This window comes from Albidovulum salinarum (assembly GCF_025673475.1).
Lineage (GTDB): Bacteria > Pseudomonadota > Alphaproteobacteria > Rhodobacterales > Rhodobacteraceae > Albidovulum > Albidovulum salinarum.
In genome coordinates this window covers 1-23,557 of record NZ_JAOVQO010000030.1, presented here as the reverse complement: position 1 = coordinate 23,557, position 23,557 = coordinate 1, and the positions used below count along the sequence as shown (strand labels likewise).

The 23,557-nt window shown below is 67.2% G+C and carries 24 protein-coding genes; 6 read left to right on the top strand and 18 right to left on the bottom strand.

Features of this window, described 5'->3' with window-relative positions; genetic code table 11:
- Both OEZ60_RS20905 and OEZ60_RS20900 read right to left on the bottom strand, forming a co-directional pair.
- The coding region (locus OEZ60_RS20905; RefSeq protein WP_263340530.1) for a 3-keto-5-aminohexanoate cleavage protein at positions 1–120 on the bottom strand (120 nt) is incomplete at its 3' end.
- Between the two features lie 22 nt (positions 121–142).
- Positions 143–2,068 carry an acetoacetate--CoA ligase gene (locus tag OEZ60_RS20900; RefSeq protein WP_263340573.1) on the bottom strand — a complete coding sequence of 642 codons (1,926 nt, stop codon included), beginning with the start codon at positions 2,066–2,068 and terminating at the stop codon, positions 143–145.
- A 119-nt stretch (positions 2,069–2,187) separates the two neighbouring features.
- Between OEZ60_RS20900 and OEZ60_RS20895 the strand changes: the two genes are divergently transcribed.
- Positions 2,188–3,117: a GlxA family transcriptional regulator gene (locus OEZ60_RS20895; RefSeq protein ID WP_263340571.1), complete on the top strand. Its 930-nt coding sequence runs from the start codon at positions 2,188–2,190 to the stop codon at positions 3,115–3,117.
- 162 nt (positions 3,118–3,279) lie between these two features.
- Here OEZ60_RS20895 and OEZ60_RS20890 read toward each other — a convergent pair whose 3' ends face one another.
- Together OEZ60_RS20890 and OEZ60_RS20885 are read right to left on the bottom strand one after the other, a co-directional pair.
- The gene (locus OEZ60_RS20890; protein ID WP_263340569.1) at positions 3,280–4,659 is read right to left on the bottom strand and encodes an NCS1 family transporter; all 1,380 of its coding nucleotides are present in this window, start codon (positions 4,657–4,659) and stop codon (positions 3,280–3,282) included.
- Between the two features lie 19 nt (positions 4,660–4,678).
- On the bottom strand, positions 4,679–5,377 hold the full coding sequence (locus OEZ60_RS20885) for an aspartate/glutamate racemase family protein (RefSeq protein ID WP_263340567.1): 699 nt from the start codon (positions 5,375–5,377) through the stop codon (positions 4,679–4,681).
- Positions 5,378–5,512: 135 nt separating this feature from the next.
- Here OEZ60_RS20885 and OEZ60_RS20880 point away from each other — a divergent pair, with 135 nt between their 5' ends.
- Both OEZ60_RS20880 and acpP read left to right on the top strand, forming a co-directional pair.
- On the top strand, positions 5,513–6,199 hold the full coding sequence (locus OEZ60_RS20880; protein WP_263340564.1) for a GntR family transcriptional regulator: 687 nt from the start codon (positions 5,513–5,515) through the stop codon (positions 6,197–6,199).
- Positions 6,200–6,569: 370 nt separating this feature from the next.
- Positions 6,570–6,824 carry an acyl carrier protein gene (acpP, locus tag OEZ60_RS20875; RefSeq protein WP_263340562.1) on the top strand — a complete coding sequence of 85 codons (255 nt, stop codon included), beginning with the start codon at positions 6,570–6,572 and terminating at the stop codon, positions 6,822–6,824.
- 42 nt (positions 6,825–6,866) lie between these two features.
- On the opposite strand, the gene OEZ60_RS20870 is transcribed toward acpP, so the two are convergent.
- On the bottom strand, positions 6,867–7,241 hold the full coding sequence (locus OEZ60_RS20870) for a hypothetical protein (protein WP_263340560.1): 375 nt from the start codon (positions 7,239–7,241) through the stop codon (positions 6,867–6,869).
- 10 nt (positions 7,242–7,251) lie between these two features.
- A complete protein-coding gene (locus OEZ60_RS20865) occupies positions 7,252–7,704 on the bottom strand; it encodes an RrF2 family transcriptional regulator (RefSeq protein WP_263340558.1) in 453 nt (150 codons plus the stop codon).
- 134 nt (positions 7,705–7,838) lie between these two features.
- On the opposite strand from OEZ60_RS20865, the gene OEZ60_RS20860 reads away from it, so the two are divergent.
- Together OEZ60_RS20860 and OEZ60_RS20855 are read left to right on the top strand one after the other, a co-directional pair.
- Positions 7,839–8,348: a hemerythrin domain-containing protein gene (locus tag OEZ60_RS20860; protein WP_263340555.1), complete on the top strand. Its 510-nt coding sequence runs from the start codon at positions 7,839–7,841 to the stop codon at positions 8,346–8,348.
- A 3-nt stretch (positions 8,349–8,351) separates the two neighbouring features.
- Entirely contained in the window at positions 8,352–8,696 is a 345-nt protein-coding gene (locus tag OEZ60_RS20855; protein ID WP_263340554.1) for a carboxymuconolactone decarboxylase family protein, read from the top strand.
- 552 nt (positions 8,697–9,248) lie between these two features.
- Here the strand turns inward: OEZ60_RS20855 and OEZ60_RS20850 are convergent.
- From OEZ60_RS20850 to capB, 7 genes are read right to left on the bottom strand one after another with little or no spacing between them, the layout of a single operon-like run.
- A complete protein-coding gene (locus OEZ60_RS20850) occupies positions 9,249–10,424 on the bottom strand; it encodes an ABC transporter substrate-binding protein (protein ID WP_263340552.1) in 1,176 nt (391 codons plus the stop codon).
- An 11-nt stretch (positions 10,425–10,435) separates the two neighbouring features.
- Entirely contained in the window at positions 10,436–11,485 is a 1,050-nt protein-coding gene (locus OEZ60_RS20845; RefSeq protein WP_263340550.1) for a branched-chain amino acid ABC transporter permease, read from the bottom strand.
- A gap of 18 nt (positions 11,486–11,503) precedes the next feature.
- Positions 11,504–12,418 (bottom strand): branched-chain amino acid ABC transporter permease, encoded by a 915-nt coding sequence (locus OEZ60_RS20840; protein WP_263340548.1) that lies wholly within the window; start codon positions 12,416–12,418, stop codon positions 11,504–11,506.
- The gene (locus OEZ60_RS20835) at positions 12,415–13,149 is read right to left on the bottom strand and encodes an ABC transporter ATP-binding protein (RefSeq protein WP_263340547.1); all 735 of its coding nucleotides are present in this window, start codon (positions 13,147–13,149) and stop codon (positions 12,415–12,417) included. Before OEZ60_RS20835 ends, OEZ60_RS20840 begins: the two co-directional genes overlap by 4 nt.
- Complete coding sequence (locus OEZ60_RS20830) at positions 13,149–13,901, bottom strand: ABC transporter ATP-binding protein (protein WP_263340546.1); 753 nt, start codon at positions 13,899–13,901, stop codon at positions 13,149–13,151. The genes OEZ60_RS20835 and OEZ60_RS20830 overlap by 1 nt, the downstream gene beginning before the upstream one ends.
- A gap of 4 nt (positions 13,902–13,905) precedes the next feature.
- A complete protein-coding gene (capA, locus tag OEZ60_RS20825) occupies positions 13,906–16,032 on the bottom strand; it encodes a caprolactamase subunit alpha (RefSeq protein WP_263340545.1) in 2,127 nt (708 codons plus the stop codon).
- A 26-nt stretch (positions 16,033–16,058) separates the two neighbouring features.
- On the bottom strand, positions 16,059–17,810 hold the full coding sequence (gene capB / locus OEZ60_RS20820; RefSeq protein WP_263340543.1) for a caprolactamase subunit beta: 1,752 nt from the start codon (positions 17,808–17,810) through the stop codon (positions 16,059–16,061).
- Positions 17,811–18,054: 244 nt separating this feature from the next.
- Between capB and OEZ60_RS20815 the strand changes: the two genes are divergently transcribed.
- Positions 18,055–19,023 (top strand): AraC-like ligand-binding domain-containing protein, encoded by a 969-nt coding sequence (locus OEZ60_RS20815; protein WP_263340541.1) that lies wholly within the window; start codon positions 18,055–18,057, stop codon positions 19,021–19,023.
- A 6-nt stretch (positions 19,024–19,029) separates the two neighbouring features.
- Here OEZ60_RS20815 and OEZ60_RS20810 read toward each other — a convergent pair whose 3' ends face one another.
- The 5 genes from OEZ60_RS20810 to OEZ60_RS20790 all read right to left on the bottom strand — a co-directional run.
- Positions 19,030–19,905 (bottom strand): 3-hydroxybutyryl-CoA dehydrogenase, encoded by an 876-nt coding sequence (locus OEZ60_RS20810; RefSeq protein WP_263340540.1) that lies wholly within the window; start codon positions 19,903–19,905, stop codon positions 19,030–19,032.
- Positions 19,902–20,822 (bottom strand): phosphate acyltransferase, encoded by a 921-nt coding sequence (locus tag OEZ60_RS20805; RefSeq protein ID WP_263340537.1) that lies wholly within the window; start codon positions 20,820–20,822, stop codon positions 19,902–19,904. Before OEZ60_RS20805 ends, OEZ60_RS20810 begins: the two co-directional genes overlap by 4 nt.
- The gene (buk, locus tag OEZ60_RS20800; RefSeq protein WP_263340535.1) at positions 20,822–21,925 is read right to left on the bottom strand and encodes a butyrate kinase; all 1,104 of its coding nucleotides are present in this window, start codon (positions 21,923–21,925) and stop codon (positions 20,822–20,824) included. The genes OEZ60_RS20805 and buk overlap by 1 nt, the downstream gene beginning before the upstream one ends.
- 5 nt (positions 21,926–21,930) lie before the next feature.
- On the bottom strand, positions 21,931–23,367 hold the full coding sequence (locus OEZ60_RS20795; RefSeq protein ID WP_263340533.1) for an aldehyde dehydrogenase family protein: 1,437 nt from the start codon (positions 23,365–23,367) through the stop codon (positions 21,931–21,933).
- A gap of 41 nt (positions 23,368–23,408) precedes the next feature.
- Positions 23,409–23,557 (bottom strand): acyl-CoA dehydrogenase family protein (locus OEZ60_RS20790; RefSeq protein WP_411709829.1); only part of this gene is annotated, 149 nt, incomplete at its 5' end.

Genomic DNA, 23,557 nt, shown 5'->3' with positions numbered 1-23,557 from the left:
GATCGCCGATTTCGCGATCTCGGCGGGCGAGCGCGGCACATGCGGGCTGCGGTCCTGGGTGCCGCCCGATCCGGTCACGGCACAGGTGATGAAAACGTCGCGGTTCATGGAAAGCGGCATCGGAATCTCCGTTCTTTCTGGGTCAGGCGGCCAGTTCGGGCCGGTTCCTGAAGGCGTCGAGGGATTGCGGGTTGGCCAGTCCGCCGAGGTCGCGCACCGGCTGGTTGTTGACGGCATCGCGCACCGCGAGCTCGGCGATCTTGCCGGAGCGGGTGCGCGGGATCTCGGGCACGTCGAGGATCACGGCCGGGACATGGCGGGGCGAGGCGTGCTGGCGGATCCGCGCCCTGATCTCGGAGCGGAGCGCGTCGTCGAGCCGGGCACCCTCGGCCGGCACGACGAAGAGCACGACGCGGACGTCGTTGTCATGGCTCTGGCCGACCACGACGGCATCGGCGATGCCGGGGATCGCGTCGGTCTGGCGGTAGATCTCGGCGGTGCCGATCCGGACGCCGCCGGGATTGAGCGTGGCGTCGGAGCGGCCGAGCACCTCGAACCCGCCGGTCGCGCGGCGGATGGCGAAGTCGCCCTGGCGCCAGAAGGCGGGGAACCTGTCGTAGTAGGAGGCGCGGTAGCGCGCCTTGCCGGGATCGTTCAGGAACCGGGTCGGCATCGAGGGATGCGGCTGGCGGCAGACGAGCTCGCCCGGCGCGTCCAGGACCTCCTGCCCGGCCTCGTCGACCACCGCCGCGTCGAGGCCGAGCGTCGGGCCCGGGATCTCGCCGGCATGGACCGGCAGGGTCGGCGCGCCGCCGATGAAGGCGCCGAGGATGTCGGTGCCGCCGCAGATCGAGGAGAGCTGAACGTCGGGCTTCCAGTCGGCGTAGACATGCTCGCTGCCCGCCGTCGAGAGCGGCGAGCCGGTCGACCAGACGACGCGCAGCGCGGAGAGGTCGTGGCTCGCGGCGGGCTTGAGGCCGGCCTTGGCGGTCGCGTCGATATACTTGGCGGAGACGCCGAAATGGGTGATCTGCTCGGCCGCGGCCAGATCGAAGAGCCGGTCCTGGCCGGGATGCATCGGGTTGCCGTCATAGAGCACGATCACCGCCTCGGAGGCGAGCCCGGCGACGAGCCAGTTCCACATCATCCAGCTCGTCGTGGAGTAATAGAACATCACGTCGCCGGGGCGGAGGTCGGCGTGGAGCTGGTGCTCCACCATCTGCCGCAGGAGCGCGCCGCCGCCGGCATGTTCGATGCATTTCGGCCTGCCGGTCGTGCCGGAGGAGAAGAGGACGTAGAGCGGATCGGAAAAGCCGAGCGGCTCCGGCGCGCCGGGTTCGGCGCCGGCACCGAGGAAGGCCGCGTAGGCCACCATGCCATCCGGCGCCTCGGCGCGGTCGAGCGTGACGACATGGGCGAGCGAGGGGATGCGACGGGCGATCTCCGAGAGGACCGGCGCCACGTTGTAGTCCTTGCCGCCGTAGCGGTAGCCGGTGACGCCGAAGAGCACCTTCGGCGCGATCTGGCCGAAGCGGTCGACGACGACATCGGCGCCGAATTCGGGCGAGCAGGAGGACCAGACCGCCCCGACCCAGGCCGTCGCCAGCATGCAGGTGACCGCCCCGGCCGCGTTCGGCAGGAAGCCCGCGACATGGTCGCCGCGCCCGACCCCCGCGGCGCGGAGCGCGGCGGCGAGCCGGGCGACCTCGGCCTTGAGTTCGGCGCGGGTCAGGACCGTGCGGTCGCCCGCCTCGGAGACGGCGACGAGGGCCGCGCGGTCATCGGCGTGGTTCAGGAGCGTCTCGACGACGTTCAGCTTTGCGCCGGGAAAGAAGCGCCAGCCGAGCGGATCCTCGGCGCGTTCGACGGCGGTGCCGCCTCGGGTGCCGACGAGGCCGCAGAAGTCCCAGGCGAGCGGCCAGAACTCCTCGGGGCACTCGACCGACCAGCGATGGAGGTCGGGATAGGCCGCGACCTCGCGTCCGGTGGCGGCCACCTCGCGCGTGAAGCGGGTGATCGACGCCGCCGCCGCCCGTTCCGGTTCCGCCTGCCAGAGAAATCTGCCCAACGCCGCGCCTCTTCGATGATCCGACGGCGAGTCCGACGCCGTTGCTGGAGCGGGACATTAGGCTTGCTTCCGTCGCCTGATCTGTCCGATAGTGACAATAAATTTTCCGATAGTGCCAAATGAAGCCCCTCAACGTCACGATCCTTCTGTTCGACGGCTTTTCGAACATGGTTCTTGCCTGCCTCCTGGAGCCTCTGCGCGCCGTGCGTGACCAGGTCCGCGGCGGCATCACCTGGTCGGTGATCACGCCGGGCGACCGGCCCGCGATCAGCTCGAGCGGGCTCAGCATCGCGCCGGACCGGCCGCTGGCCGGTGTCGGACGCGCGGACCTCATGATCGTCATCTCCGGCTACGGGTTCCGGGAGCATGCCACCAAAGCCTCGTCGGCGCTGCTCGTGCGGCTCGGCCGGCAGGCGGATCTCATTCTCGGCGCCGATACCGCGGCCTGGCTCCTGGCCGAGGCGGGACTGCTCGCGGGGCGGACGGCGACGCTGCACTGGCAGGTACTGTCCGATTTTGCGGAGACCTTCCCCGACACGCAACTGTCCTATGCGCGCTTCGTCAAGGAGGGCCGGGTCTGGACCTGCGGCGGAGCGTCGACGGCGCTCGACCTGATGCTCGCCTTCATCGGCGAGCGCTTCGGCCCGGCGCTCGCCTTTGACGTCTCGACGATGTTCGTCCTCGACGCCGAGCGGCAGGGCAGCGCCGGGCGCGGTCCGAACCGGCTGTCGGGCAAGGGATCGGCGGCGCTGCGGCGGGTGCTCAACCACATGATCGAGACGATCGAGGCGCCGGTGCCGCTCGAGGCATTGGCCGCGAAGGCCAACCTGACGCCGCGGACGCTGAACCGGCTGTTCCTCTCCGAACTCGGAATGCCGCCCGGCCGCTACCACCAGTTCCTGCGCCTCTCGCGCGCCCGGGACCTCGCCGTGAACACCGATCTCAGCCAGCGCGAGATCGCCCTGCGCTGCGGCTTTTCCGACGCCGCCGCCCTCGGCAAGGCGTTCACGCGTCATTTCGGGTACAGCATCGGCAAGAACCGCACATGATCGGCGAGGGTATCCCGGAGCGCGCCGGGACCTCGCTCCGTTCCGAGGTCCGGGATGCCGAGTTGCGCCAGCGTGCACCTTGCCGTCTTCACGCCGCTCGGGTCACCGAGACAGCAGAAGGGTCCGCCTTTCGGCGGACCCGCATGTCCGGAGATCCGAAGCTTACCGGTCCAAGAACCGCTGCGCACTCGGCAGCGACTTCATCAGGACGTAGTAGGCGATGCCGGCGGGCAACAGGCTCGCATACCACGACACGCTCGAGAAGGTCAGTGCGGCGACAACGCCGATCGCCATCGCGATCACGGCGGCCCAGTTGATGCCGCTGTAGGGCCCCTCGGGATCGTAGAGCTTGTCGAGGTCCAGAACCTGCCGGCGCAGCACGAAGTAGTCGACGACAAGGATCGCGAAGATCGGGCCGAGGAACGCGGAATAGGTCTGGATGAAGAGGCTGAGGCCAGCCGCGGATTCGTCTTTCACGAGTTCCCACGGGAAGGTCGCGAAGGCGAGAAGGCCGACGATCACTGCCGAGGTGCGGAACTTGATCTTGAACACGTCCATCAGCGCATAGGCCGGCGGCACGACGTTGTTGAGGATGTTCGTCGTGACCTGGGCGAAGGCGATGAAGAGAAGCGTGATCACGAGGAGCGGCTTGTTGTCGACTGCGCTCGAGAACACCTTGATAGGATCGACTTCGCCCGTCGCCCCGGAGACCATGAGGCCGATGAGGCCCATGAACAGCGTCGCCGGAAGGATCGAGTTGGCGTAGATCACGACCTGGCGCACCGGTCCGACGTTGCGGCGCAGTTCACGCGAATAGTCGGACACGTTCAGCATCATCGTCGAGTAGATGCCGAGGAAGAGCATGGTCGCCCCCCAGAACGGCGCGCCCCAGGTGCCCTCGACGTTCACGAGGTTGGCCGAGATCTCCTCGCCGTATTTGCTGATCACGCTGAAGAACATGTAGATCAGCGAGCCGATGATGAAGACCGAGCCGATGTTCTCCAGCCACTTGATCCCGTGGAAGCCCAGAACCGAGAGGCCGATCTGCAGGAACTGGAAGCCGATGAAGAAGACCACGATGTTGTCGTAGCCAAAAAGCGTCGCCGATACGAGGTTGAGCGCCCCGGCGCCGATCCAGCTCTGGAAGCCGAACCAGACGATGGCGGGAACCGAGCGCACCAGCGCCGGGATGCGGGTGCCGGTGAAACCGAAGGCCGATCGCGCCTGCACCATGAACGGGATGCCGTACTTGTGGCCCGCCTGACCGTTGATCATCAGCGCAAGGCCGATCACCGTGCAGCCGGTCGCGATGGCCACGAAGGTCTGCAAGAGGTTCAGCGTGCCGACAAGGCCCGATCCGATGGTGAACGTGCCGATGGACACGCAGCCGCCGAGCCATGCGAACAGGTAGGACCAGGGGTCCATGATCCGGGTTTCCTGCGGGGCGAGGCTCTCCTCCCCGATCGCCTTGTGCTCGATATGGGTGACGTGATCGTCGGGCAGTGGCAGTCCCGGATCCGTCGCAGCTTGGGTCGCAGTCATTCTCTCCTCCGTCGTCAGACTACTTCATGTTTGGGCGGGCATAGGCATTGATCTTGCTGGTCTTCAGGCCGCAGCCGACCAGCGCCTCGATCATCCGTGTCGCGACGCTCACGCCGTCGATGACCGGAATTCCGGTTTCCTCGCTCAGCCAGGCGGTCAGGTCCGCCATGCCGGCGCAGCCGAGCACCACGGCCTCGCAGCGGTCCTCCTCGATGGCGCGCAGGATCTCCTCGCGGATCTTCTCGCGGGCGTTGGAGCCCGGCTCCTCCAGGGCCAGGACCGGAATCTCCGCCGACCGTACGCGGCGGCACTGGTGCGACAGGCCGTAGCCGTGGACCAGCCGCTCGATCACGGGAACCGAGCGCGGCAGGGTCGTGACCACCGTGAACGAGGTCGCGAGCATGCTCGCGGCCTTCACCGCGGCCTCGCAGATGCCAAGGACTGGCCCCGACGCGATCTCGCGGCAGGCGCCGATGCCCGGGTCATCGAAACAGGCGACGACGATCCCGTCCACGCCATGCTCCTCCGCCTGCCTTACGCAGGACAGCAGCGCGGGAACCGACATCGCCTCGTCGAAATGGCCTTCGATGCTGGCCGGCGCGCCTGCCGCGGTGGCGCCGGTCACGGTAACGCCGGAACTCGCCACGCGGCTTGCGGTCTCGATGATCTTGCGGGTCATCGACTCGGTCGAATTCGGGTTGACCACCAGGATGTTCATCAGGTTCCCTCTCATTTTGTTAACATTAATTGTTAACAATAATTGATAACAATGCAACATAATCTTCGCGCGCATTGTCAAGGCCTTGGGCGGTCCCTAAGTTCTCGCTCGGATGCAACGTTGGCAGGGAAAAGGATGAGCGACTCGCCCGAAGACACGATCGTCGCCGCCGTTCTCGATGCGATCGCCGAGCAACGGCTGCCAGCCGGTGCGAAGCTGGGAGAGCAGACTCTAAGCGACCTGTTCGACTGCAACCGCGCCAACGTGAGGCGCGCTCTGGCATCGCTGGCGGCTCAACATGTGGTGGAGTTGCGCCCGAACCGCGGCGCCTTTGTCATCACCCCCTCCCCGAAGGAGGCGCAGGACATCTTTCAGGCCAGGCGCGCGCTGGAAAGGACAATTGCGCGGCATGCGGCCGGAAACGCCTCGAGTGAGGATGTTGCCTGTCTGCGTCGGAACATAGTGGAAGAGACGCGGGCGCGCAGATCCGGCGACAAGCCCGCCGAACTGCGGCTATCTCGCCAGTTCCACATGTACCTTGCCGGGATCGCCGGGAACAAAGTGCTGGAGCGGTTCCTGTCCGAGCTAACGATGCGAACCACGCTCATTCTCGGCCTCTACGCGAGGTCGGGCGGATCGCACTGTGCAGAGGACGAGCACGACCGGATCGTCGATGCGCTGGAGGCGGGCGACGCCGAGCAACTGGTGGAACTGACGGACGAACATCTGAGACATCTTGAGGCCGGGCTGAACTTTCGCAGTCCCAAGTCATCCTCCAATCTACGAGATCAACTCCTCGGGACGGCCGGTATCAGGCCTTAGAAGAGCATCGGTCACCACCGGCAAGCAGCGGCGCGCACCGCTCCGGGACGTCATCGCCGCCGACAGCTTCGCCCGAAGACTCAACAGCCTCGGCAGCTTCAAGCCCTGCGAATACATCCCAAGGTCCGGGCGGCGGATCCAGACCGGCTCATCGTCGGTCCGGACCACCGGGTGCAGGGGTTGAGCCCCAGACAACCTGAGCGATTGCCCGGCTGCTTGAACGCGTACAGGCGGCGCGGGCGGCATCGCGCTCGGAAGCACCTGACACGATCCGCGTACCTCCAATTTCCCGTTCGTCGATCCCGCGTCATGATGATACCCTTTCCGGGCCCCGCTGCGCCGCCTGACGTTCACAAGCCCGGAGCTGCCAATGCCTGACACGGAACACCGCCTTCGGGCGATCACCGCGGAGATCCTCGATGCCGATCCCCGGAGCATCGCGCCTGTCACACGGTTCGTGGATGACCTCGGTGCGGGCAGCCTCGAGACGGTCGAGTTGCTGATCGCATTCGAGGACCAGTTCGGCATCGAGATCCCAGACGATGTCGTCGAGACGCTGGGGACCTTTGGCGCCGCGGTCAACTACATCAGGACCACCCGAACCCGGGCCGGGTCGGCCGCGTAGCGGCGGCCGCCCGATCGGCGCGACAGAGACGCCGCCGGACCGCTATCCTGCGAGGCATCGCGCGATCAGGTCGAGTTGCCGGAAACCGAGCAGGAGGAACGCGTTCGCACCCCAGGCAAGGCTGAGCCAGCGCGCCGGCACGGCCCACGGGCTGGTGCTGCGGAGCGCGCTGCGCCAGATCGAAACCGGCAGCCAGATCGAGTAGGCAGCGAAAAGGAGGAGCAGCCCCTGCTCGAGGCGATGCTGTTCGAGAAAGACGCTGGTCGCATAGAGCGTTCCGAGCACGACACTCGCGGCGACGCCGTAGAGCCAGAACACGACCGGCAGCGGCCTCTCTCCGTTCCAGGCCCGGATCTCGGGCGCGACCAACGCCGCGATCGCGGTGCGCAATCCCCGTCGTCGGTCGGGCCCGGTCATTGCCGCCTCCTCAGTCAGGCCAGCCGCGCCCCGACGCCTCCGACAAGGCCGGGACCGAGTCAGGCGGCAGCGCGCAATCCGCCAGGGTCGAGCGGTTGAGTGCGGCGAGGAACGCCTCCTCAGCCGCGCGGAGCCGCACCCTGAGACGGCAGCAACCCCTGATGGTGCAATTGCCGCCCTCCGGCGCGAAACATTCGACCAGCGCCTGCCCCTGTTCGAGAATGCGAACGACATCGCCCAGCCGGATCTCCGGCGCCGGCCGGGCCAGCATCGCGCCGCCCCCCGCACCTCGGCGGGTGACGACGATGCCCTGCGTCGCCAGAGTCGCCATGATCTTGGTCAGATGATGGCGCGAGACCGCGAAGAAATCGGCGAGTTCGGCCGTCGAAAAGGCGCGGTCGGGTTCCGACGCCATGCGCATCAGGGCGCGCAATCCGTAGTCGGTGAAGGCGGTCAGGCGCATGGGAGATCCAATTCGGTATTTACAATGCGTATTAACCTGTTCTAATCAGCATTGCAAATACCGATTTCGGTGAGTCGCCGCCCGCCCCCGCATCGCGCAAGCGCGCCGCACGACATCGGAACGAAAGGATCGCCATGCCCGACCAAGTGCCCACCGAGACCGGCCCGCTGATCGACCATATCATCCACCGGTATCACGAGACCCATCGCCGCCAGCTGCCCGATCTGGCCGAGCAGGCCCGGAAGGTTGAGACGGTGCATTTCGGCGATCCGGATGTGCCCGAAGGGCTGAGCCGGTACCTCGAGACGATGGTCGGAACGCTCGACCTGCACATGCAGAAGGAGGAACGGATCCTCTTTCCGGCGCTGCGTGCCGGCCGGGTCGAGGGGATCGTGGCTCCGCTCGCGGCGATGCGCGCCGACCATGACGGCCACGCCGCCGACACGGCGGCCATCCTGGCCCTGACCGGCGATCTTGCCCCGCCCGACGGCGCCTGCCGGACCTGGCGAGCGCTCTATGACGGGCTGAGGGCGTTCCTCGCCGATCTCGAGGCGCATATCCGGCTCGAGAACGAGGTGCTGTTCCCGCGCTTCGAGAGTGCACTGTCGGCGCCCGATGCCGGGCGCCCGGATCTGGGGAGATAGGCGATGACCGAGTTGCGGATCCCGAAGGCGAGCCTCCGCCATGCCGAGCGGCGCCATGACCTGGCCCCGGCGCCTGACGACGCCTTCCGCGATTTCAGCGCGGCGGTCTTCGCCGAGGGCGCGCTCGACCGCCGGACCAAGCAGCTGATCGCGGTGGCGGTCGCGCATGTCACCCAGTGTCCCTGGTGCATCGAGGGGCATGTGAAGGCGGCGCGGCGGGAAGGCGCGACGCCGGAGCAGCTGATGGAAGCGGTCTGGGTGGCGGCCGAGATGCGGGCCGGCGCGGCCTTCGCCCATTCCACGAAGATGATCGACATGCTGCTGGAGGCGGAGAAGAGCCGCGACTGAATGCCCGCGAGGTCGCTTCGCGGACGCCGCCTCGCGGCCTGTTCCGCTGCCATGCGCCGATCCTTCAGGCCGGAATGGGCGGCGGCGAACTTCCCCGGGGCGTCGCAGGCGCCGGAAGCGGAGCTTTGCTCGGTGTCGCCGTCGGAATGCCGGGTGGGACTATACGGCTCGCCTGTTGAGCCAGCGACCAGTTGCCCACCGGTCGGCGACATCCAGATCCTTCAAGGCAGTACCGTAGAACCTCAGCTTGTCCGTTGCATAGCAATTGCCGGGGCCTTGCCTGCGCATAACTTGCTTGCGGAGTTTCAATGCTGACGTATTGTCTCGCGTCTTGGTGACGGCATGCCCTCGATGCGGCGCTTCCGGATTTTGGCGAGCGCATCGCCTCACGAAACGCGGACCGCCAAATCGCCGAGACCCTCATCCGATCGCACGGAAAGACCGCGTCTCCACCCTCGGCGCCGCCGAGATCGTTCACGCGGCCTTGCGCCTGTGGCGAAACGGGAACTCGCGCCTCAAGCGCGAGTTCCGCAAAACGCCCGGCGATCGCCCTCAGTTCAGAAGCTGCTGCAGCGGCACCGGCTCGCTGATCGTCCAGCTGTCCACCACGGCGGGTTTGCCGTCGCTGATCTCGACGATCTGCATCTCGGCGGAGTTCTGGTGATGCAGCTCGCCGCTGAAGCTGCGCGCGCCGAACGCGGTCGCCTCGCCCTTCATCTTTTCCAGCTCGGCCGTCACTGCCGCCCCGTCGAGCGACCCGGCGCGCTCGACCGCCTTCGCCCAGAGGTCGATCAGGATGTAGCCGGGATAGGCGTACTGGCTCGCCGGGCGGCTGCCGCTGGCCTTCTCATAGGCGACGTTGAAGGCTTCGACCTCGGGGCGCGGGTCGTCGCCGTAGATAGAGCCCTGGACCGGCACGACGAAGCCCGAAAGCCCCGGCGTCGCGTCGAGCCAGTAGGAGCCGTCGACGGCCGAGCCGTTCAGGATCAGCGAGGTGATACCCGCCGCCCGGATCTGGCGCACCGCCGAGGCCGCGCCGGGGATGTAGGAGCAGAGCATGATCACGTCCGGCTCCTCGGGCAGCGCCTTGATCCGGGTGATCTGGCTCGCGATCGAGGCGTCGTCGTTCTTGAACGTGTCGCGGCCCACGATCTCGGTGCCGTCGAGCTGCGGGAACATCCAGTCGAAGCCGGTGCATATGCCCTTGTTGTACTCGATCGTGGTGTCGAGCAGCACATAGCCCGTCCGCGCCTCGCGCCTGACGTGGCTCCACTCGGCCATCGTGGCGCCCTGAACGGCGGCGAGGACGGAACCTGAGAAACTGTTCGGCCCGACGCCCTGGATGCCGGCCTTGACGTCCTCGGCGCAGAGGAAGAACGAGTTGATGCCGGCCGATTCCGCGGCGAGCGCGGCGGGCGCGCCGAAATCGTAGTCGCAGCTGACGACCATCATGTCGGCGCCCTCGTCGAGCACCTGGAGCCCCGCCTTGGCCGATTGGGCGCGGTCGGTCTTGGTGTCGGCCTCGACCCAGGCGATCTGGCGGCCCAGGAGCCCGCCATTCGCGTTGATCTCGTCGATGCGGATCTTGGCGGCGGTGGCGGCCGGGGTGTCGTAGGCTTCCATCCAGCCGGATGTCGCGATGGCGAAGCCGATGGTTATGTCGTCGGCCGCGATTGCGGGCGCGGCAGCGCCCAGCGCAAGTGTCGAGGCAATCAGCAAGCGATGCATGGGGTATCTCCTCAGTTGGTGGTCGTTTGTTCTTGGTCGAAGGAAAGCCGGGGCGTGCGCGCCCGAAGGCGAAACTCGGCGCCTCCGGTCAGGCCGGCGGGGCGCAGGATCAGCACGAGGATCATGACGATGCCGATCAGGATCTCCTGCGCGCCACTCGGGAGCGCGAGGGCCGCTTCGCCGATCGTGATCCCCTGTTCGAGCCGCACCAGCGCCTCGATCAGCAGTGACAGGACCAGCACGCCCGTGACCGCGCCCGACAGGCTGCCGATGCCGCCGACCACGAGCATCGCCAGCGCGATGAAGGTGATGCCGAGGTAGAAACTGTCGGGGTTGAGGACGCCGAGTGAGTGGCCGAAGAGCGCCCCGGCGACGCCGGTGAAGAAGCCGCTGATCACGAGCGACAACAGGCGGTGGCGGTACTGGTCAATGCCCGAGGCGCGGGCGGCGACCTCGTCCTCGCGGGTGGCCCGAAGCGCAAGGCCCGAGGCGGAATTGGCGTAGAGATTGGCCGCGACGATCGCCGCGACCGCCCACGCCAGCGCCACCCACGGCCCGACATAGCGCGTAAGCCCGACGACCGAGGATGTCGCCCCGGTCACGCCTTCCCAGTTGGAATAGACCGTGTAGACGATGGCGAGGAACGCGAAGGTCGCGATCGAGGCGGCGATGCCGGTCAGCCGCAGGATCGCGGCCCCGGAGATCAGCGCGACGAAAGCCGCCAAGAAACCCGATGCGATGGCGGCCGGGAAGACGTGCCATTCGGCATTTGCGAGCCAGACCGGAAGGTCGGGCAGGAACAGCGCCTTGGCCTGCGGCTTCAGCGTCAGCCAGGCCGAGCAATAGGCGCCGGTCGCCATGTACCCGGCATGGCCGAAGCTGATCACGCCGGAATTGCCGACGAAGATCCACAAGCCCACCACCAGCGTGACGCGAACCAGGGTCTCGGCGGCCATGCGCGCCAGCGCCCTGTCGCCCGTCAGCGCGACCCCGGCCACGAAGGCCAGAAGGATCAACGCCAGGATCAGCGGCGTCGAATGGGCGAGGAGACGGTTTTGCATGTGCTTGCCCGGCATCGGTCAGACCCTCGGCTTGGCTGAGCTCGGCACGAACAGGCCCTGCGGGCGCACCAGCAGGCTGACGATGACGAGCGTGTAGAGGAAGGCGTCCCGGAAGGGCCGCGCGTCGAGCGGCAGGTAGGCTTGCAGGAGGACCGAGACCGCCCCGATCAGGAACCCGGCAGCGACCGCGCCGGGTAGCGAGCCCAGGCCGCCGATCACTGTCGCGATGAAGGCCACGAGCATGATCTGCCCGCCCATCCGCACATCGGCCACGCCGGTCTGCGTCGCCATGATCAGCGCCACGGCGGCGGCGAGCGCGCCCGACAAAGCGAAGGCCCCGGTGATCACGACGTTCGCGCGCACGCCGAGCAGCCGGGCCATGGTGAAGTTCTCGGCCGCCGCGCGCATCTCGAGCCCGATCCGCGTCTTCTTGAGGAGAAGCGCGAGCCCCGCCACGACGGTCAGCGTCGCCAGGATCACGATGAGCTGGAGAAGCGGCACGCTCGCCCCCATGACGGTCACCGGCGTGTTGAGTTCGGGCCAGAGGCTGATCGCCTTCGGGCGCCCGCCATATGTCGCCAGAAGCGCGTTCTGGATCACGAAGCCGAGCGCGAAGGACGAGATCATCATCGCGACCGGCGTCGCCTTCCGCAGGTGCCGGAAGACCGCGTATTCGGACGCGACCGCCGCCGCCGCGCCGACGGCGAGCAGAAGCGGGATCAGCAGGAAGGCCGGCGCGCGGCCGAGGAACATCACCGCCACCGCGTCGGTCGAGGGCACGATCAGCGCGAAGACGCAGAAGGCGATGTACTGGCCATGCGCGAAGTTCACGAGGTTCATCACCCCGAAGATCAGCGCGATTCCCAGGGCCGCCATGGCATAGATGCCGCCGAGCGAGGCCGCGTCGAAGAAAAGCTGGGCTGCCGTGTTCATTCCGCCGCCTCCTTCCCTGTCTTGCCGAAATACGCCTCCGTCAGCGCGTCCTTGTCGGCGAACGCCGCCGCATCGCCCTCGCCCACGACCTGGCCGCCGCGCAGGAGGATCATCCGCCCGCCGACGCGCCCCGCCCGGACCGAGCTCTGCTCCACGATCAGAAGCGTGAGGCCGCGTTCCTCCTGCAACGCCACCAGCGTGTCGTAGACCTGGTCGACGATCTTCGGCGCGAGGCCGAGCGATGGTTCGTCCACCATCATCAGCTTGGGATTGGTCATCAGCGCCCGCCCGATCGCCAGCATCTGCTGCTGGCCGCCGGACAGCGCCCCGGCGCTTGCATGGCGGCGCTCCGCTAGTATCGGGAAGGCGCGGTAGATCTCGGCGATGTCGCCCTCGACCGCATCGGCGTCGCGCCGGATGCCGGTGCCGACGCGCAGGTTCTCCTCGACCGTGAGGCGGCCGAAGATCTCGCGCCCCTCGGGCACCATGCTGAGGCCGAGCCGCGCGACCGCCTCGGGCGGCCGCCCGGTCAGGAGGTCGCCGTCGAGCTCGATCCGTCCCTGCGCGGTCGGCACCGCGCCGCTGATCGCCTTAAGAAGCGAGGACTTGCCGGCACCGTTCGGGCCGGAGATGAAGATCCGCTCACCCTCGCCGATGTGGAGCGTGACATCCGTCAGCGCCGGCACCTTGCCATAGCGGACCGAGACATCGAAAACGCCAAGCCTAGACATCACGCGGCCTCCTGATCGGCGCCGAAATAGGCGTCGCGCACCGGTTTGCTGGCGACGATTACATCGCGGTCGCCCTCCTCGATGACCTGGCCGGCATCGAGCACGTAGATGTGGTGCGAGACCGAGAGCACGAGTCCGACATTGTGCTCGATCAGGAGAACGCCGGTGTTCAGGTCCGCCGCCACACGCACGATCAGCGCCGCGAGGTCGGCGGCCTCGGCCTCCGACATGCCGGCGGCCGGTTCGTCGAGCAGCAGGAAGGCGGGCGCGAACATCAGCGCGCGGGCGATGCCGACGCGGCGTTCGTCGGTATAGGGCAGACCCGCCGCCGGCCTTTCAGCCAGATGCGGGACGCCCATCCAGTCGAGAAGCCGGAACGCCTCGGCCTCCGCGGCGCGGCGCGTATGGCCGAGGCCGACGCCCGTCACCGCGAGGTTGTCGAGGACGTCGAGCCCGCAGAAGAGCCGCCCCGCCTGGAACGTCCGCGCGACCCCGGCGCGGCGCAGCTCATGCGCCGAGAGCGCGCCGACATCGCGGCCGTTCAGTGTCACGGCCCCGCGCGTCGGCGCCTGGAACCCGGTCAGCACATTGACGAGCGTCGTCTTTCCCGCGCCGTTCGGCCCGATCAGCCCGTGCACCGCGCCTGGGGTGACGGCGAGGGAGACATCGGTCAGGGCCTTGAACCCGCCGAAGGCCACCGTCACCCCATCGGTCGCGAGGGAGGGCCCGTCATGTCGCACGAGGCCAGCCACCGGATCACGCCTCGACCAGCGCTTTTTCCCTGCGCGGCTTGGCGGCGGAGACGAGCGCGCCGTTGGTCAGCAGGTAGACGCCGCTGTCGTGGAGCGTCACTTTCCAGCCTGGCTCGATGACGATGGTGGTGGTGACCTCCTCGATCACCGCCGGGCCCGCGAGCGTATCGCCTGCCCCGAGCGCCGAGCCGTCATAGACCGGCGTCGCATGGGCCGTGCCCTCGGTCGAGAAGACCATCGGGCGGGTGCCCTTCAGCGCGCTTTCCGCGCCCTTCCCGGCGGCGATCTTCATCCTTTGGGGCTTGTCCACATGCCCGGCGATGGTGCTTTCGACATTGACCACCTCGACCGCGCTGTGCGGCTCGTCATAGGTGTAAAGCTCCTTGTGACGCGCATGGAACGCCGCCCTTATCTGCCCGAGCGACGCTTCGGTCACCTCGAACGGATCGATTTCGACCGTGCATTCGTGGACCTGGCCGACATAGCGCATATCGAGCGAGCGGCGGATCGAGATGCGCTCCTCGCTGAACCCGTCGTCGGCGAGATCCTCGCGGCCGCGCGCCTCGAGCCCGTTGAAGAGGTCGTCGAGTGTCTTCGCCGCCGTGGCGCCTTCAAGCCGCAACGGCGCCGGCGCCATGTAATTGTACTTCACGTCCGAGATGATCTGCCCGTAAGCGCAGAGCCCCGAGGCGAGCTTGGAGACCAGCACCTTGTGAATGCCCATCTCGCGTGCGAGCGCCGTGATATGCGCGCCCGTCGCCCCGCCCGCGCCCATCAGCACGAAGTCGCGCGGGTCGTAGCCGCGTTCGACTGAGACGCGGCGGATGGCGTTGACCATGTTGTTGTTGACGATGGTGAACATGCCGTAGGCGGCCTTTTCGACCGAGATGCCGAGGGGGTCGGCGAGGCGCGTCTTGATCGCCTTGCGAGCCTTGTCCACGTCGAGCGGCAGGCGCCCGCCGACCAGGCCATCGGCATTCAGATAGCCGAGGACCAGATTGGCGTCGGTCGTGGTCGGCTCCTCGCCGCCCTGGCCGTAGCAGGCCGGGCCGGGCTCGGAACCCGCCGATTGCGGCCCCATCTGCATCAGCCCCATCGAGTCGATCCAGCCGATCGAGCCGCCGCCGGCGCCGAGCGTCTCCACCTGGATCATCGGGATGCCGATGCGGTAGCGCAGGAAGTCGATGTTCTTGTTGACGTTGGCCTTGCCGTCCTTCGTCAGCGTGATGTCGAAGGAGGTGCCGCCCATGTCGCAGGTGATGATGTTCTTGTCGCCCCAGGGCGCCGCCACGTCGAGCGCGGCCTGCGGCGCCGAGGCCGGGCCGGAATTGATCGCGTAGACCGACTGGTCCGACACGACCTTGCCGAGCGCCAGCCCGCCGTTCGACTGGAAGTAGCGCACCGGATGCTTCGAGCCGAGCTCGCGGAAATAGGCGTCGATCGCGTCGACATAGCGTTGCAGGATCGGCGCGAGATAGGCGTTCACGATGGCGGTCGAGGTCCGCGTGTATTCCCGCACCTGCGGGTAAAGCTGCGAGCCCACCGTCAGCCGCACGCCCGGCATCATCTCGCGCACGATCTCGGCGGCGCGGTTCTCGTGCTCGGGATGCAGGACCGACCAGACGAAGCTGATGGCCACCGATTCCACGCCCTCGGCGATGAAATAGCGGCAGGCGTCGCGGACGTCGTCCTCGTTCATCGGCGTCTTGACCGAGCCATCGGAGATCACGCGCTCCGACACGCCGCGGCGCAGGTGGCGCGGTACCAGCATCGTCGCCGGCGGATAGTCGGGATCGTAGCGATAGCCGTCCTCCTTGTGGCCGAGCCGGATCTCGATGGAATCCTCGTGCCCCCTTGTTGCGATCAGGCCGGTCTTGGCGCCGTTGTGCGTGATCAGGGCGTTCAGCCCCACCGTCGTGCCGTTGATGCAGAGATCGGAGTTCGACACGATCTCTTCGGCCGTGATCCCGGTCTCCTCGGTGATGAGCGCGAGGCCGTTGCGGATCGCCTTGGTCGGCTCGTTCGGGGTCGAGAGGACCTTGAAGATCTGCACCCCGCCATCCTTGTCGGCCAGGATGAAATCGGTGAACGTGCCGCCGGCGTCGATGCCCAGACGATATTGGGTACGCATGGTCTTGTCCTTTCCTGTCAGGGGCTTCAGGCGGCCGCGCGGGCCCTGGCCGTGGCGGCTTCGTCCACGGTCAGCGTTTCGGGGTCGGAGATGATGACGCCGTAGTCGAGCCGCGCGCCCTCGACCGAGACGAGCCCGTCGCGGATGTCCTCGACCACCTTCAGCACGTCACGTTCGAACGGGTTGCCGAAGCCGCCGCCGCCGGGGTTCTTGTTCGCGGCGCGTTCGCCGGGGTGGATGGTCTCGATCACGTTGTCGGTGATGATCTCGGTCTTGCCGTTCCGGGTGATCTCGAGCCGTCCGACCTTTGGCTCGATCATCGTCGAGCGCGCGCCGCCCGCGCCCATCGCCGGGATGCGGCGGCCTTCGCCGAAGGTGATCAGCGTCATCGGCTTGTCGAGCGGCTCGACCTCCCAGCAGGCGCCCGATCCGCCGCGGAACTTCCCGGCTCCGCCCGAGTCGGTCATCATCGAGTAGCGGTGGATGATGATCGGGTAGGAATGCTCCAGCATCTCGATATCGCCCGAGGTGAGCGCGCCGAAGCAGCATTCCGGCCCCCTGACATGCCAGCCGTCCTGGCTGTTGGTGGCCCCCGCCCCGGAGATGATCGAGGCCAGCACCATCGTCACGTATTCCTCGTCGTGGCGGGTGTCCCAGCCGGCGATGTTGCAGCCGTTGGCGTGACCCCAGCTTGCCGAGACCTTGTCGGGCGCCGCCTGCTCGAAGGCGAGCCGCACCGCGTCGGTCAACGTCTCCATCGGCGTCGTGGTGCAGTTCATGTGCGGCGCCGGGGGCTTGGCGTTGCAGAGCGTGCCCTTCGGCCCCATGTCCACCGTCACGTTGCGGTAAAGCCCCTCGTTGTAGGGCGGCGGCAACTGCGCGAACATCATCAGGCCGAGATAGACGCCGGAATAGCTGTTCCCCTCGTAGGAATTGATGAAATAGGGGATCTGCGGCGGGCTCGCGATCTCAATGTGGCAGCTCTCGCCCTTGATCGTGACGGTCGCGGTGATGTCGAAATCGCCGAAGCCGTGGCCCGCATCCTCCAGAACCGCCGTGCCCTTGTAGGTGCCGTCAGGAACCTTCGCGATCAGGCTGTTCATGTGCCGGTTGGCCATCGACAGGAGTTCCTCGATGCAGTCCTGCACCGTCTCCTTCCCGTACTTGTCCATCAGCGCGATCAGGTTGCGGGCGCCGACCTGACAGGCGCCGATCAGCGCGTTGAAATCCCCTTCCTGGTCGCGGCGGGCGCGCATGTTGGTCAGGAGCATGTTCATGATGTCCTTGCGCGGCACGCCCTTGTCCCAGATCTTGATCGGGGGAATGCGCAGACCCTCGGCGTAGATCTCCTTGGCCTCGGGGTTGTAGCCGGCCGGAACCGGGCCGCCGATATCGGTCAGGTGGCCCTTGCAGACCGTCCAGAACACCAGCTCGCCGTGGTAGAAGACCGGGTAATACATGCAGGTGTCGATGATGTGGCTACCGGCATAGTCCGGGTCGTTGTGCAGGATCAGGTCGCCTTCATGGATGTCGCCGCCGAAGAACCGGTCGACCGCCTTCATCGCCGGGATCAGGCTGCCGAGATGGATCGGGATGTCCTGGCCCTGAAGGATCATCTCGGGCGTGTGGTTGAAGAGCGCCGTGGAGTAGTCGTGCGCGAGGTTGAACACCGAACTCCGCGCGGTCTTTTCGAGCGCCAGCGTCATCTCGCGCTGCGTCGTCTCCAGAACCCCGCGCACCACCGACAGGGTGATCGGGTCGACATCTCTCTGAGCCATGGTCGTTGTCCTTTGCGTTTGTGCAAAGGGCGCGCGGAATCAGGGCCAAGCTGACATCCCCCGATCCGGCATGCTCCTCCTGCACGTCGATCTTGTGGGATCAGACTGCCGCGCCGGTCGAGCGCGGTCTTGACGCAGAGCGCATAACAGTTTGCGCCTCCGCGCAGTCCCGCGAAATTTTCTTTGCGCCACGGCCGCCGCAACGTAAGTTTGTTGTGCCGCTCTCGATCGGAGGAGGAAGGGAATGACGTCGCAGCTGCGCTTCTCCACGGCGCAGACGCCCCAGCAGGACCGTTCCAGCCAATGGAACGCGGTCATTGCCGATGCCTATTTTCCGTTGCAGCTCCACTTCCGGAACCCGCTGGAATTCAACGGGCGGCTGACGCGCACGCCGCTCGGCCATGTCGGCCTGTCCCGTCTCACCTCCGATCCGGTGAACTACGAGCGGCGGCGCAGCCACATCAGCGAGGCGCGCGAAGAGGAGTACTTGGTCACCATCCCGCGCGCCTCGTCGGTCGAGTTCCGGCAACTCGGCAAGGACGTGCGCTGCGACCCCGGCGGCTTCATCCTGGAGCGCGGGGATGAACCCTATCGCTTCATGTACGAGAAGCCCAACGACCTCTTCGTGCTCAAGGTCGGCAGGTCGGCACTGTCCGAGCGCGTGCGGCAACCGGATCGGCACTGCGCCCGGGTCATCGACGCGACTTCCGGAACCGCGAGCCTGTTCGCCACGATGGTCGGTCATGCGCAAGGCCAGATCGCCGAGATCGGCGCCTCGGCGGCGGAGACGATCGGGCGGCAGTTGCTGGAACTGCTCGGCCTCGCGCTTGACGGCGGATCGGACGCGGCCGAAAGCGGCGTCTCGTCGGTGCGCGCGGCCCATCTGGGCCGGGTGGAGCGGTTCATCCGCGCCAATCTCAAGGAACCCGGCCTGTCGCCGGACCTGATCGCCGAGGGATGCGGCATCTCCAAGCGCTACCTGCACGATCTGTTCAAGGACGTGAACGGCACCGTGTCCCAGCAGATCCGCGACCAGCGGCTGATCGCCGCGCGCGACCGGCTCGAGGCGGCCAATGGGGTCAAGATCGCCGAGATCGCCTATCGGTTCGGCTTCTCCGATCAGGCGCAGTTCGCGCGGCTCTTCAAGGCGAAGTTCGGGCTGACGCCCTCGGATTTCCAGCGCCGGCACGAAGAGAGCCGGCGCGACGGGTGAGGCACCCTATCTCGTCGGCTCAGGGTTGCCGCTGCGATAGTCGTAGAACCCGCGCCCCGACTTGCGGCCGAGCCAGCCGGCCTCGACATATTTCACCAGCAGCGGACAAGGCCGGTACTTGGTATCGGCAAGCCCGTCGCGCAGCACGTTCATGATCGAGAGGCAGGTGTCGAGCCCGATGAAGTCGCCCAGTTCGAGCGGGCCCATCGGGTGGTTGGCGCCGAGCTTCATCGACGCGTCGATGCTGGCGACACTGCCGACACCCTCGTAAAGCACATAGACCGCCTCGTTGATCATCGGGATCAGGACTCGGTTGACGATGAAGGCGGGATAGTCTTCGGCGCTGGCGGCGGTCTTGCCCAGCCGGCCGACGATGGTCTTGAGCTCCCGGTAGGTTTCCTCAGAGGTCGCGATGCCCCGGATCAGCTCGACCAGCTTCATCAGCGGCACCGGGTTCATGAAATGGAAGCCCATGAAGCGGTCCGGCCGGTCGGTCCGCGCGGCGAGCCGGGTGATCGAGATCGACGAGGTGTTGGAGGTCAGGATCGTTCCGGGCCCGAGCGAAGGCTGGAGCGCCGCGAAGATCCTGTGCTTCACCTCCTCCCGCTCGGTCGCGGCCTCGATGATCAGATCGCCGCCGCCAAGCTCGCCCAGATCGGTTGTGGTGCGGATGCGCGCCAGAGCCGCGTCGCGCGCTTCAGCGTCAAGCTGGCCCTTGCTCACCTGGCGCGCGGTGTTCGTCTCGATCTTCGCCATCGCGGCGGCGAGCGCTTCGGCGGAGATGTCGTTCAGCACCACGTCATAGCCGGCGGCGGCGAAGACATGGGCGATGCCGTTGCCCATCTGCCCGGCACCGATCACTCCAACCGTCTGGACCGTCATGTCGTTCCTCCGCCCGAATTTCTTGCCAACATCGCCAGGATGAGCGCGTTGATGCGCCGCGCCGCGCTGTCAGAGCGCGAGTTCAGCATGACCGGAACCCTCGCGCCAAGAACGATCGACCCGGTTTCCGCCTGGCCATGGAACTTCCAGGATTTCGCCACCGCATTCGCCGCCTCGATCGTCGGGAAGAGAAGAAGGTCCGCGTCGCCGGCGACCGGGGAGCCGTCCAGCCCCTTCGCCCGCGCCGCGTCGCGGCTGACGGCGACATCGTAGCCGAAAGGACCGTCGATCACGAAGCCCGGCAGATTTCCCGCCCGGCTCTCTTTGGCGAGCGCCGCCGCGTCCACCGTGGCGGGCAGCGCCGCCGACACCTTCTCGGTCGCTGCCACCGCCGCCACCTTCACCGGGCTCACGCCGAGCCCCCGGAACAGGGCCGCCGTGTTCAGGACGATCTGCCGCTTCTGGTCCAGGTCGGGTGCGGGAAGGATGCCGTTGTCGGTCGCCGCGATCAGCTTCGGCCAGGATGGCATCGCGGCCACCGTCACGTTCGACAGGACACCGCCGGCGCGAATGCCGGTGTCGCGGCTGACGATCGCCCGGAGATAGGCGGTGCTGTCGACATGCCCCTTCATCAGCACATCCGCCCGATCCTCACGCACCGCCGCGACCGCCTTTGTTGCGCAATCGGCGGCATCGCTGGCCTCGACGCACTGCACGACGGGGTGAAGTGCCGCCGGCAGGGCGGCCCCGATCGCAGACGCGTCGCCCGTCACCTGAACGGCCGAGACGAGACCTTCCCCTACCGCCTGAATGATCGCCTCGAGTACGCTGGCATCGTTGCCGCCCGCAACTGCAAGCCGCACCGGACCGAGGTCGCGCGCCCGGCCCCGCAGTTCGTCGAAGCTCCGAACCGGCATCAGACGACCTCCGCCGGCATCGCGACCGGCCATTGCATCGGCGTCTCGTGCCCCGAGACCGCCCGGAATGCGCCTTCCGCCAGCGCGAGACATTCGTCGCTGCCGGCGTAGACATGCACCGGGGCAATGCGTTCCGCCTTGCGCGTGAGAACCCGCGCGACCCGCGAACTGTTGGCGAGGCCGCCGGTCAGCACGATCCCGTCCAGATCGAACTCGGCAACCGCGGCCATCGCCCCGATCGCCTTGGCGGTCTGATAGAGCATCGCGTCGTGGACAAGCCGGGCGCGTTCGTCGCCCGCCTCGATCATCGCCTCGACCTTGCGGATGTCCTTGGTGCCGAGATAGCCGTAGACGCCGCCCTTCCCGTAGAGCCTGGCCAGGAGGTCCTGCTTGGAATACTTGCCGGAATAGCAAAGCTCGATCAGCGGCAGCGGCGGCAGGCCGCCCGCGCGTTCCGGCGAGAAGGGCGAGATCTCCATGCGGTTGGAACTGTCGACGATCTTGCCGCCGATCAGCGCCGCGATCGAGAACCCGGCGCCGAGATGCGCCACGACTGCACGCAACTCTTCGAAGGGCTTGCCCAGCTCGGCGGCGAGCCTACGCCCGCAGGCGCGGACATTGAGCGCATGGACGAAGCTGAACCGCGGCAATTCCTCGAAGCCCGACACCCGCGCGACGGGGGGCAGTTCGTCTACGCTGACCGGATCGACGACGAAAGCGGGCACGCCGTACCGGCGCGCGATGCGGTCGGCGAGCGGCGCGCCGAGATTGCTCGCGTGGTTGTAGACCGGCCGGAACAGGGCGAAATCGACAAGCTCCTCGTTGACCGCGATCACGCCCGACGGCACCGGCGTAAGCATCCCGCCGCGCCCGGCCACGGCGACCAGTCGATGCGTTCCCAGTGCTTCGCGCAGGAAGGCGAGGACACAGCCATCGCGGTAATCGAGCTGGTCGGCGATGCCGGCGAACCCGGCCATCCGCCCCTCGTCATGATCGAGATTCTGCTCCGCGATCAGCCGCAAGCCGCCTTCGTCGATGCCGTAGAGCGCGCAGCGGGTCGTCGTCGTGCCCGGATTGATCGCCAGGATTGCGTCCTTCGCCATCGTTGTCACCCCGAGAAACTGTAGGAGGTCTTGACTGCCGTGTAGAACTCCGCCGCATAGCGGCCCTGTTCGCGCGGCCCGTAGGACGATCCTTTCCGGCCGCCGAACGGAACGTGATAGTCGACGCCCGCGGTCGGCAGGTTGACCATCACCATGCCCGAAGCCGACCCGCGCCGGAACGCGCGCGCATGTTTCAGGCTCGACGTGCAGATGCCCGACGAGAGGCCGAATTCGGTGTCGTTCGCCACCGCCAGCGCCTCGTCGAAATCCCCGACCCTGATGACGCTTGCGCAGGGGCCGAAGATCTCCTCGCGGCTGGTGCGCATGGCGTTGGTTGCGCCGACAAAGAGCGCGGGCTGCTGGTAAAAGCCGTCCGCCGGGCCGTCCAGCCGTTCGCCGCCGATAACGGTGGCGCCTTCCGATCGGGCGATCTCGACATAGCCAAGATTGCTGTCGAGTTGGCTCGCCGACACGACAGGGCCGATCTGGGTTTCGGGGTCGAGCGCGTCGCCCACCCGAAGCGCCATCATCGCCTCCGAGAGTCTTTCCGCGAATTCGTCGTGAACCGCCTCATGCACGATCAGCCGCGACGAGGCGGTGCAGCGCTGCCCGGTCGAGAAGAAGGCACCGTTCAGGCAGGCATTGACCGCGAGATCGAGGTCGGCGTCGTCCATCACCACCATCGGGTTCTTGCCGCCCATCTCGATCTGGACCTTCTTCAGCCCGCGCGCCGCCTCGACCGCCAACGCCCGTCCGACCGGGACCGAGCCGGTGAAGGACACCGCGTCGATCTCGGGATGCCTCACGATGGCATCGCCGACGACCGAACCGCGCCCCATCACGAGATTGAAGACCCCCGCCGGAGCGCCCGCCGCATGGATGATCTCCGCCAGGAGATGCGCCGAACCCGGCGTAAGGTCGGCAGGCTTGAAGAGGACCGTGTTGCCGTAAGCCAGGGCCGGCGCGATCTTCCACGCCGGTATCGCGATCGGGAAGTTCCAGGGTGTCACCAGCCCGACCGCACCGACCGGCTCGCGCATCACCTCTACATCCACATCCGGGCGCACCGAGGCGACGGCATCGCCCGCCACCCGGATCGCCTCGCCCGCGAAGAAGCGGAAGATCTGCGCCGCGCGCACGGTCTCTCCGATCGCCTCGGGCAGCGTCTTGCCCTCCTCGCGCGCCAGGATGCGGCCGATCTCGTCCTTCCGGGTGAGAATTTCGGCGCCCACCTTATCAAGGAGATCGGCGCGGATCTGCGGGCTCGCCCCGGCCCAGACCGGAAGCGCGGCCCGCGCCGCCGCTGCGGCATCCGCGACCTGATCGGCCGAGGCGCGGGCATAGAGCCCGACGACATCTGCCAGGTTCGACGGGTTGCGGTTTTCGGTGGCATCTTCGCCCTCGACCCAGTTCCCGCCGACAAGGTTCCTCTTAAGCTCCACGCACGGGTCCTCCGTTCAGCGGCATCTTGCGGCGCCCAGCTTCAATAGAAGGCCTGCAGCCCGGTGATCGCGCGCCCGAGGATGAGGGCGTGGACATCGTGCGTGCCTTCGTAGGTGTTGACGGTCTCGAGGTTCATCGCATGGCGCATGACCTGGAATTCTTCCTGGATGCCGTTGCCGCCATGCATGT

Excerpts from the sequence above, each read along its gene's own strand:
- OEZ60_RS20850 (WP_263340552.1), bottom strand. The coding sequence starts at position 10,424 with ATGCATCGCTTGCTGATTGCCTCGACACTTGCGCTGGGCGCTGCCGCG.
- acpP (WP_263340562.1), top strand. The coding sequence starts at position 6,570 with ATGCCTGACACGGAACACCGCCTTCGGGCGATCACCGCGGAGATCCTC.
- OEZ60_RS20870 (WP_263340560.1), bottom strand. The coding sequence starts at position 7,241 with ATGACCGGGCCCGACCGACGACGGGGATTGCGCACCGCGATCGCGGCG.
- OEZ60_RS20890 (WP_263340569.1), bottom strand. The coding sequence starts at position 4,659 with ATGACTGCGACCCAAGCTGCGACGGATCCGGGACTGCCACTGCCCGAC.
- OEZ60_RS20855 (WP_263340554.1), top strand. The coding sequence starts at position 8,352 with ATGACCGAGTTGCGGATCCCGAAGGCGAGCCTCCGCCATGCCGAGCGG.
- OEZ60_RS20840 (WP_263340548.1), bottom strand. The coding sequence starts at position 12,418 with ATGAACACGGCAGCCCAGCTTTTCTTCGACGCGGCCTCGCTCGGCGGC.
- OEZ60_RS20860 (WP_263340555.1), top strand. The coding sequence starts at position 7,839 with ATGCCCGACCAAGTGCCCACCGAGACCGGCCCGCTGATCGACCATATC.
- OEZ60_RS20895 (WP_263340571.1), top strand. The coding sequence starts at position 2,188 with ATGAAGCCCCTCAACGTCACGATCCTTCTGTTCGACGGCTTTTCGAAC.
- capA (WP_263340545.1), bottom strand. The coding sequence starts at position 16,032 with ATGCGTACCCAATATCGTCTGGGCATCGACGCCGGCGGCACGTTCACC.
- OEZ60_RS20810 (WP_263340540.1), bottom strand. The coding sequence starts at position 19,905 with ATGACGGTCCAGACGGTTGGAGTGATCGGTGCCGGGCAGATGGGCAAC.
- OEZ60_RS20885 (WP_263340567.1), bottom strand. The coding sequence starts at position 5,377 with ATGAACATCCTGGTGGTCAACCCGAATTCGACCGAGTCGATGACCCGC.
- OEZ60_RS20865 (WP_263340558.1), bottom strand. The coding sequence starts at position 7,704 with ATGCGCCTGACCGCCTTCACCGACTACGGATTGCGCGCCCTGATGCGC.
- OEZ60_RS20815 (WP_263340541.1), top strand. The coding sequence starts at position 18,055 with ATGACGTCGCAGCTGCGCTTCTCCACGGCGCAGACGCCCCAGCAGGAC.
- capB (WP_263340543.1), bottom strand. The coding sequence starts at position 17,810 with ATGGCTCAGAGAGATGTCGACCCGATCACCCTGTCGGTGGTGCGCGGG.
- OEZ60_RS20880 (WP_263340564.1), top strand. The coding sequence starts at position 5,513 with ATGAGCGACTCGCCCGAAGACACGATCGTCGCCGCCGTTCTCGATGCG.
- buk (WP_263340535.1), bottom strand. The coding sequence starts at position 21,925 with ATGGCGAAGGACGCAATCCTGGCGATCAATCCGGGCACGACGACGACC.
- OEZ60_RS20835 (WP_263340547.1), bottom strand. The coding sequence starts at position 13,149 with ATGTCTAGGCTTGGCGTTTTCGATGTCTCGGTCCGCTATGGCAAGGTG.
- OEZ60_RS20805 (WP_263340537.1), bottom strand. The coding sequence starts at position 20,822 with ATGCCGGTTCGGAGCTTCGACGAACTGCGGGGCCGGGCGCGCGACCTC.
- OEZ60_RS20845 (WP_263340550.1), bottom strand. The coding sequence starts at position 11,485 with ATGCAAAACCGTCTCCTCGCCCATTCGACGCCGCTGATCCTGGCGTTG.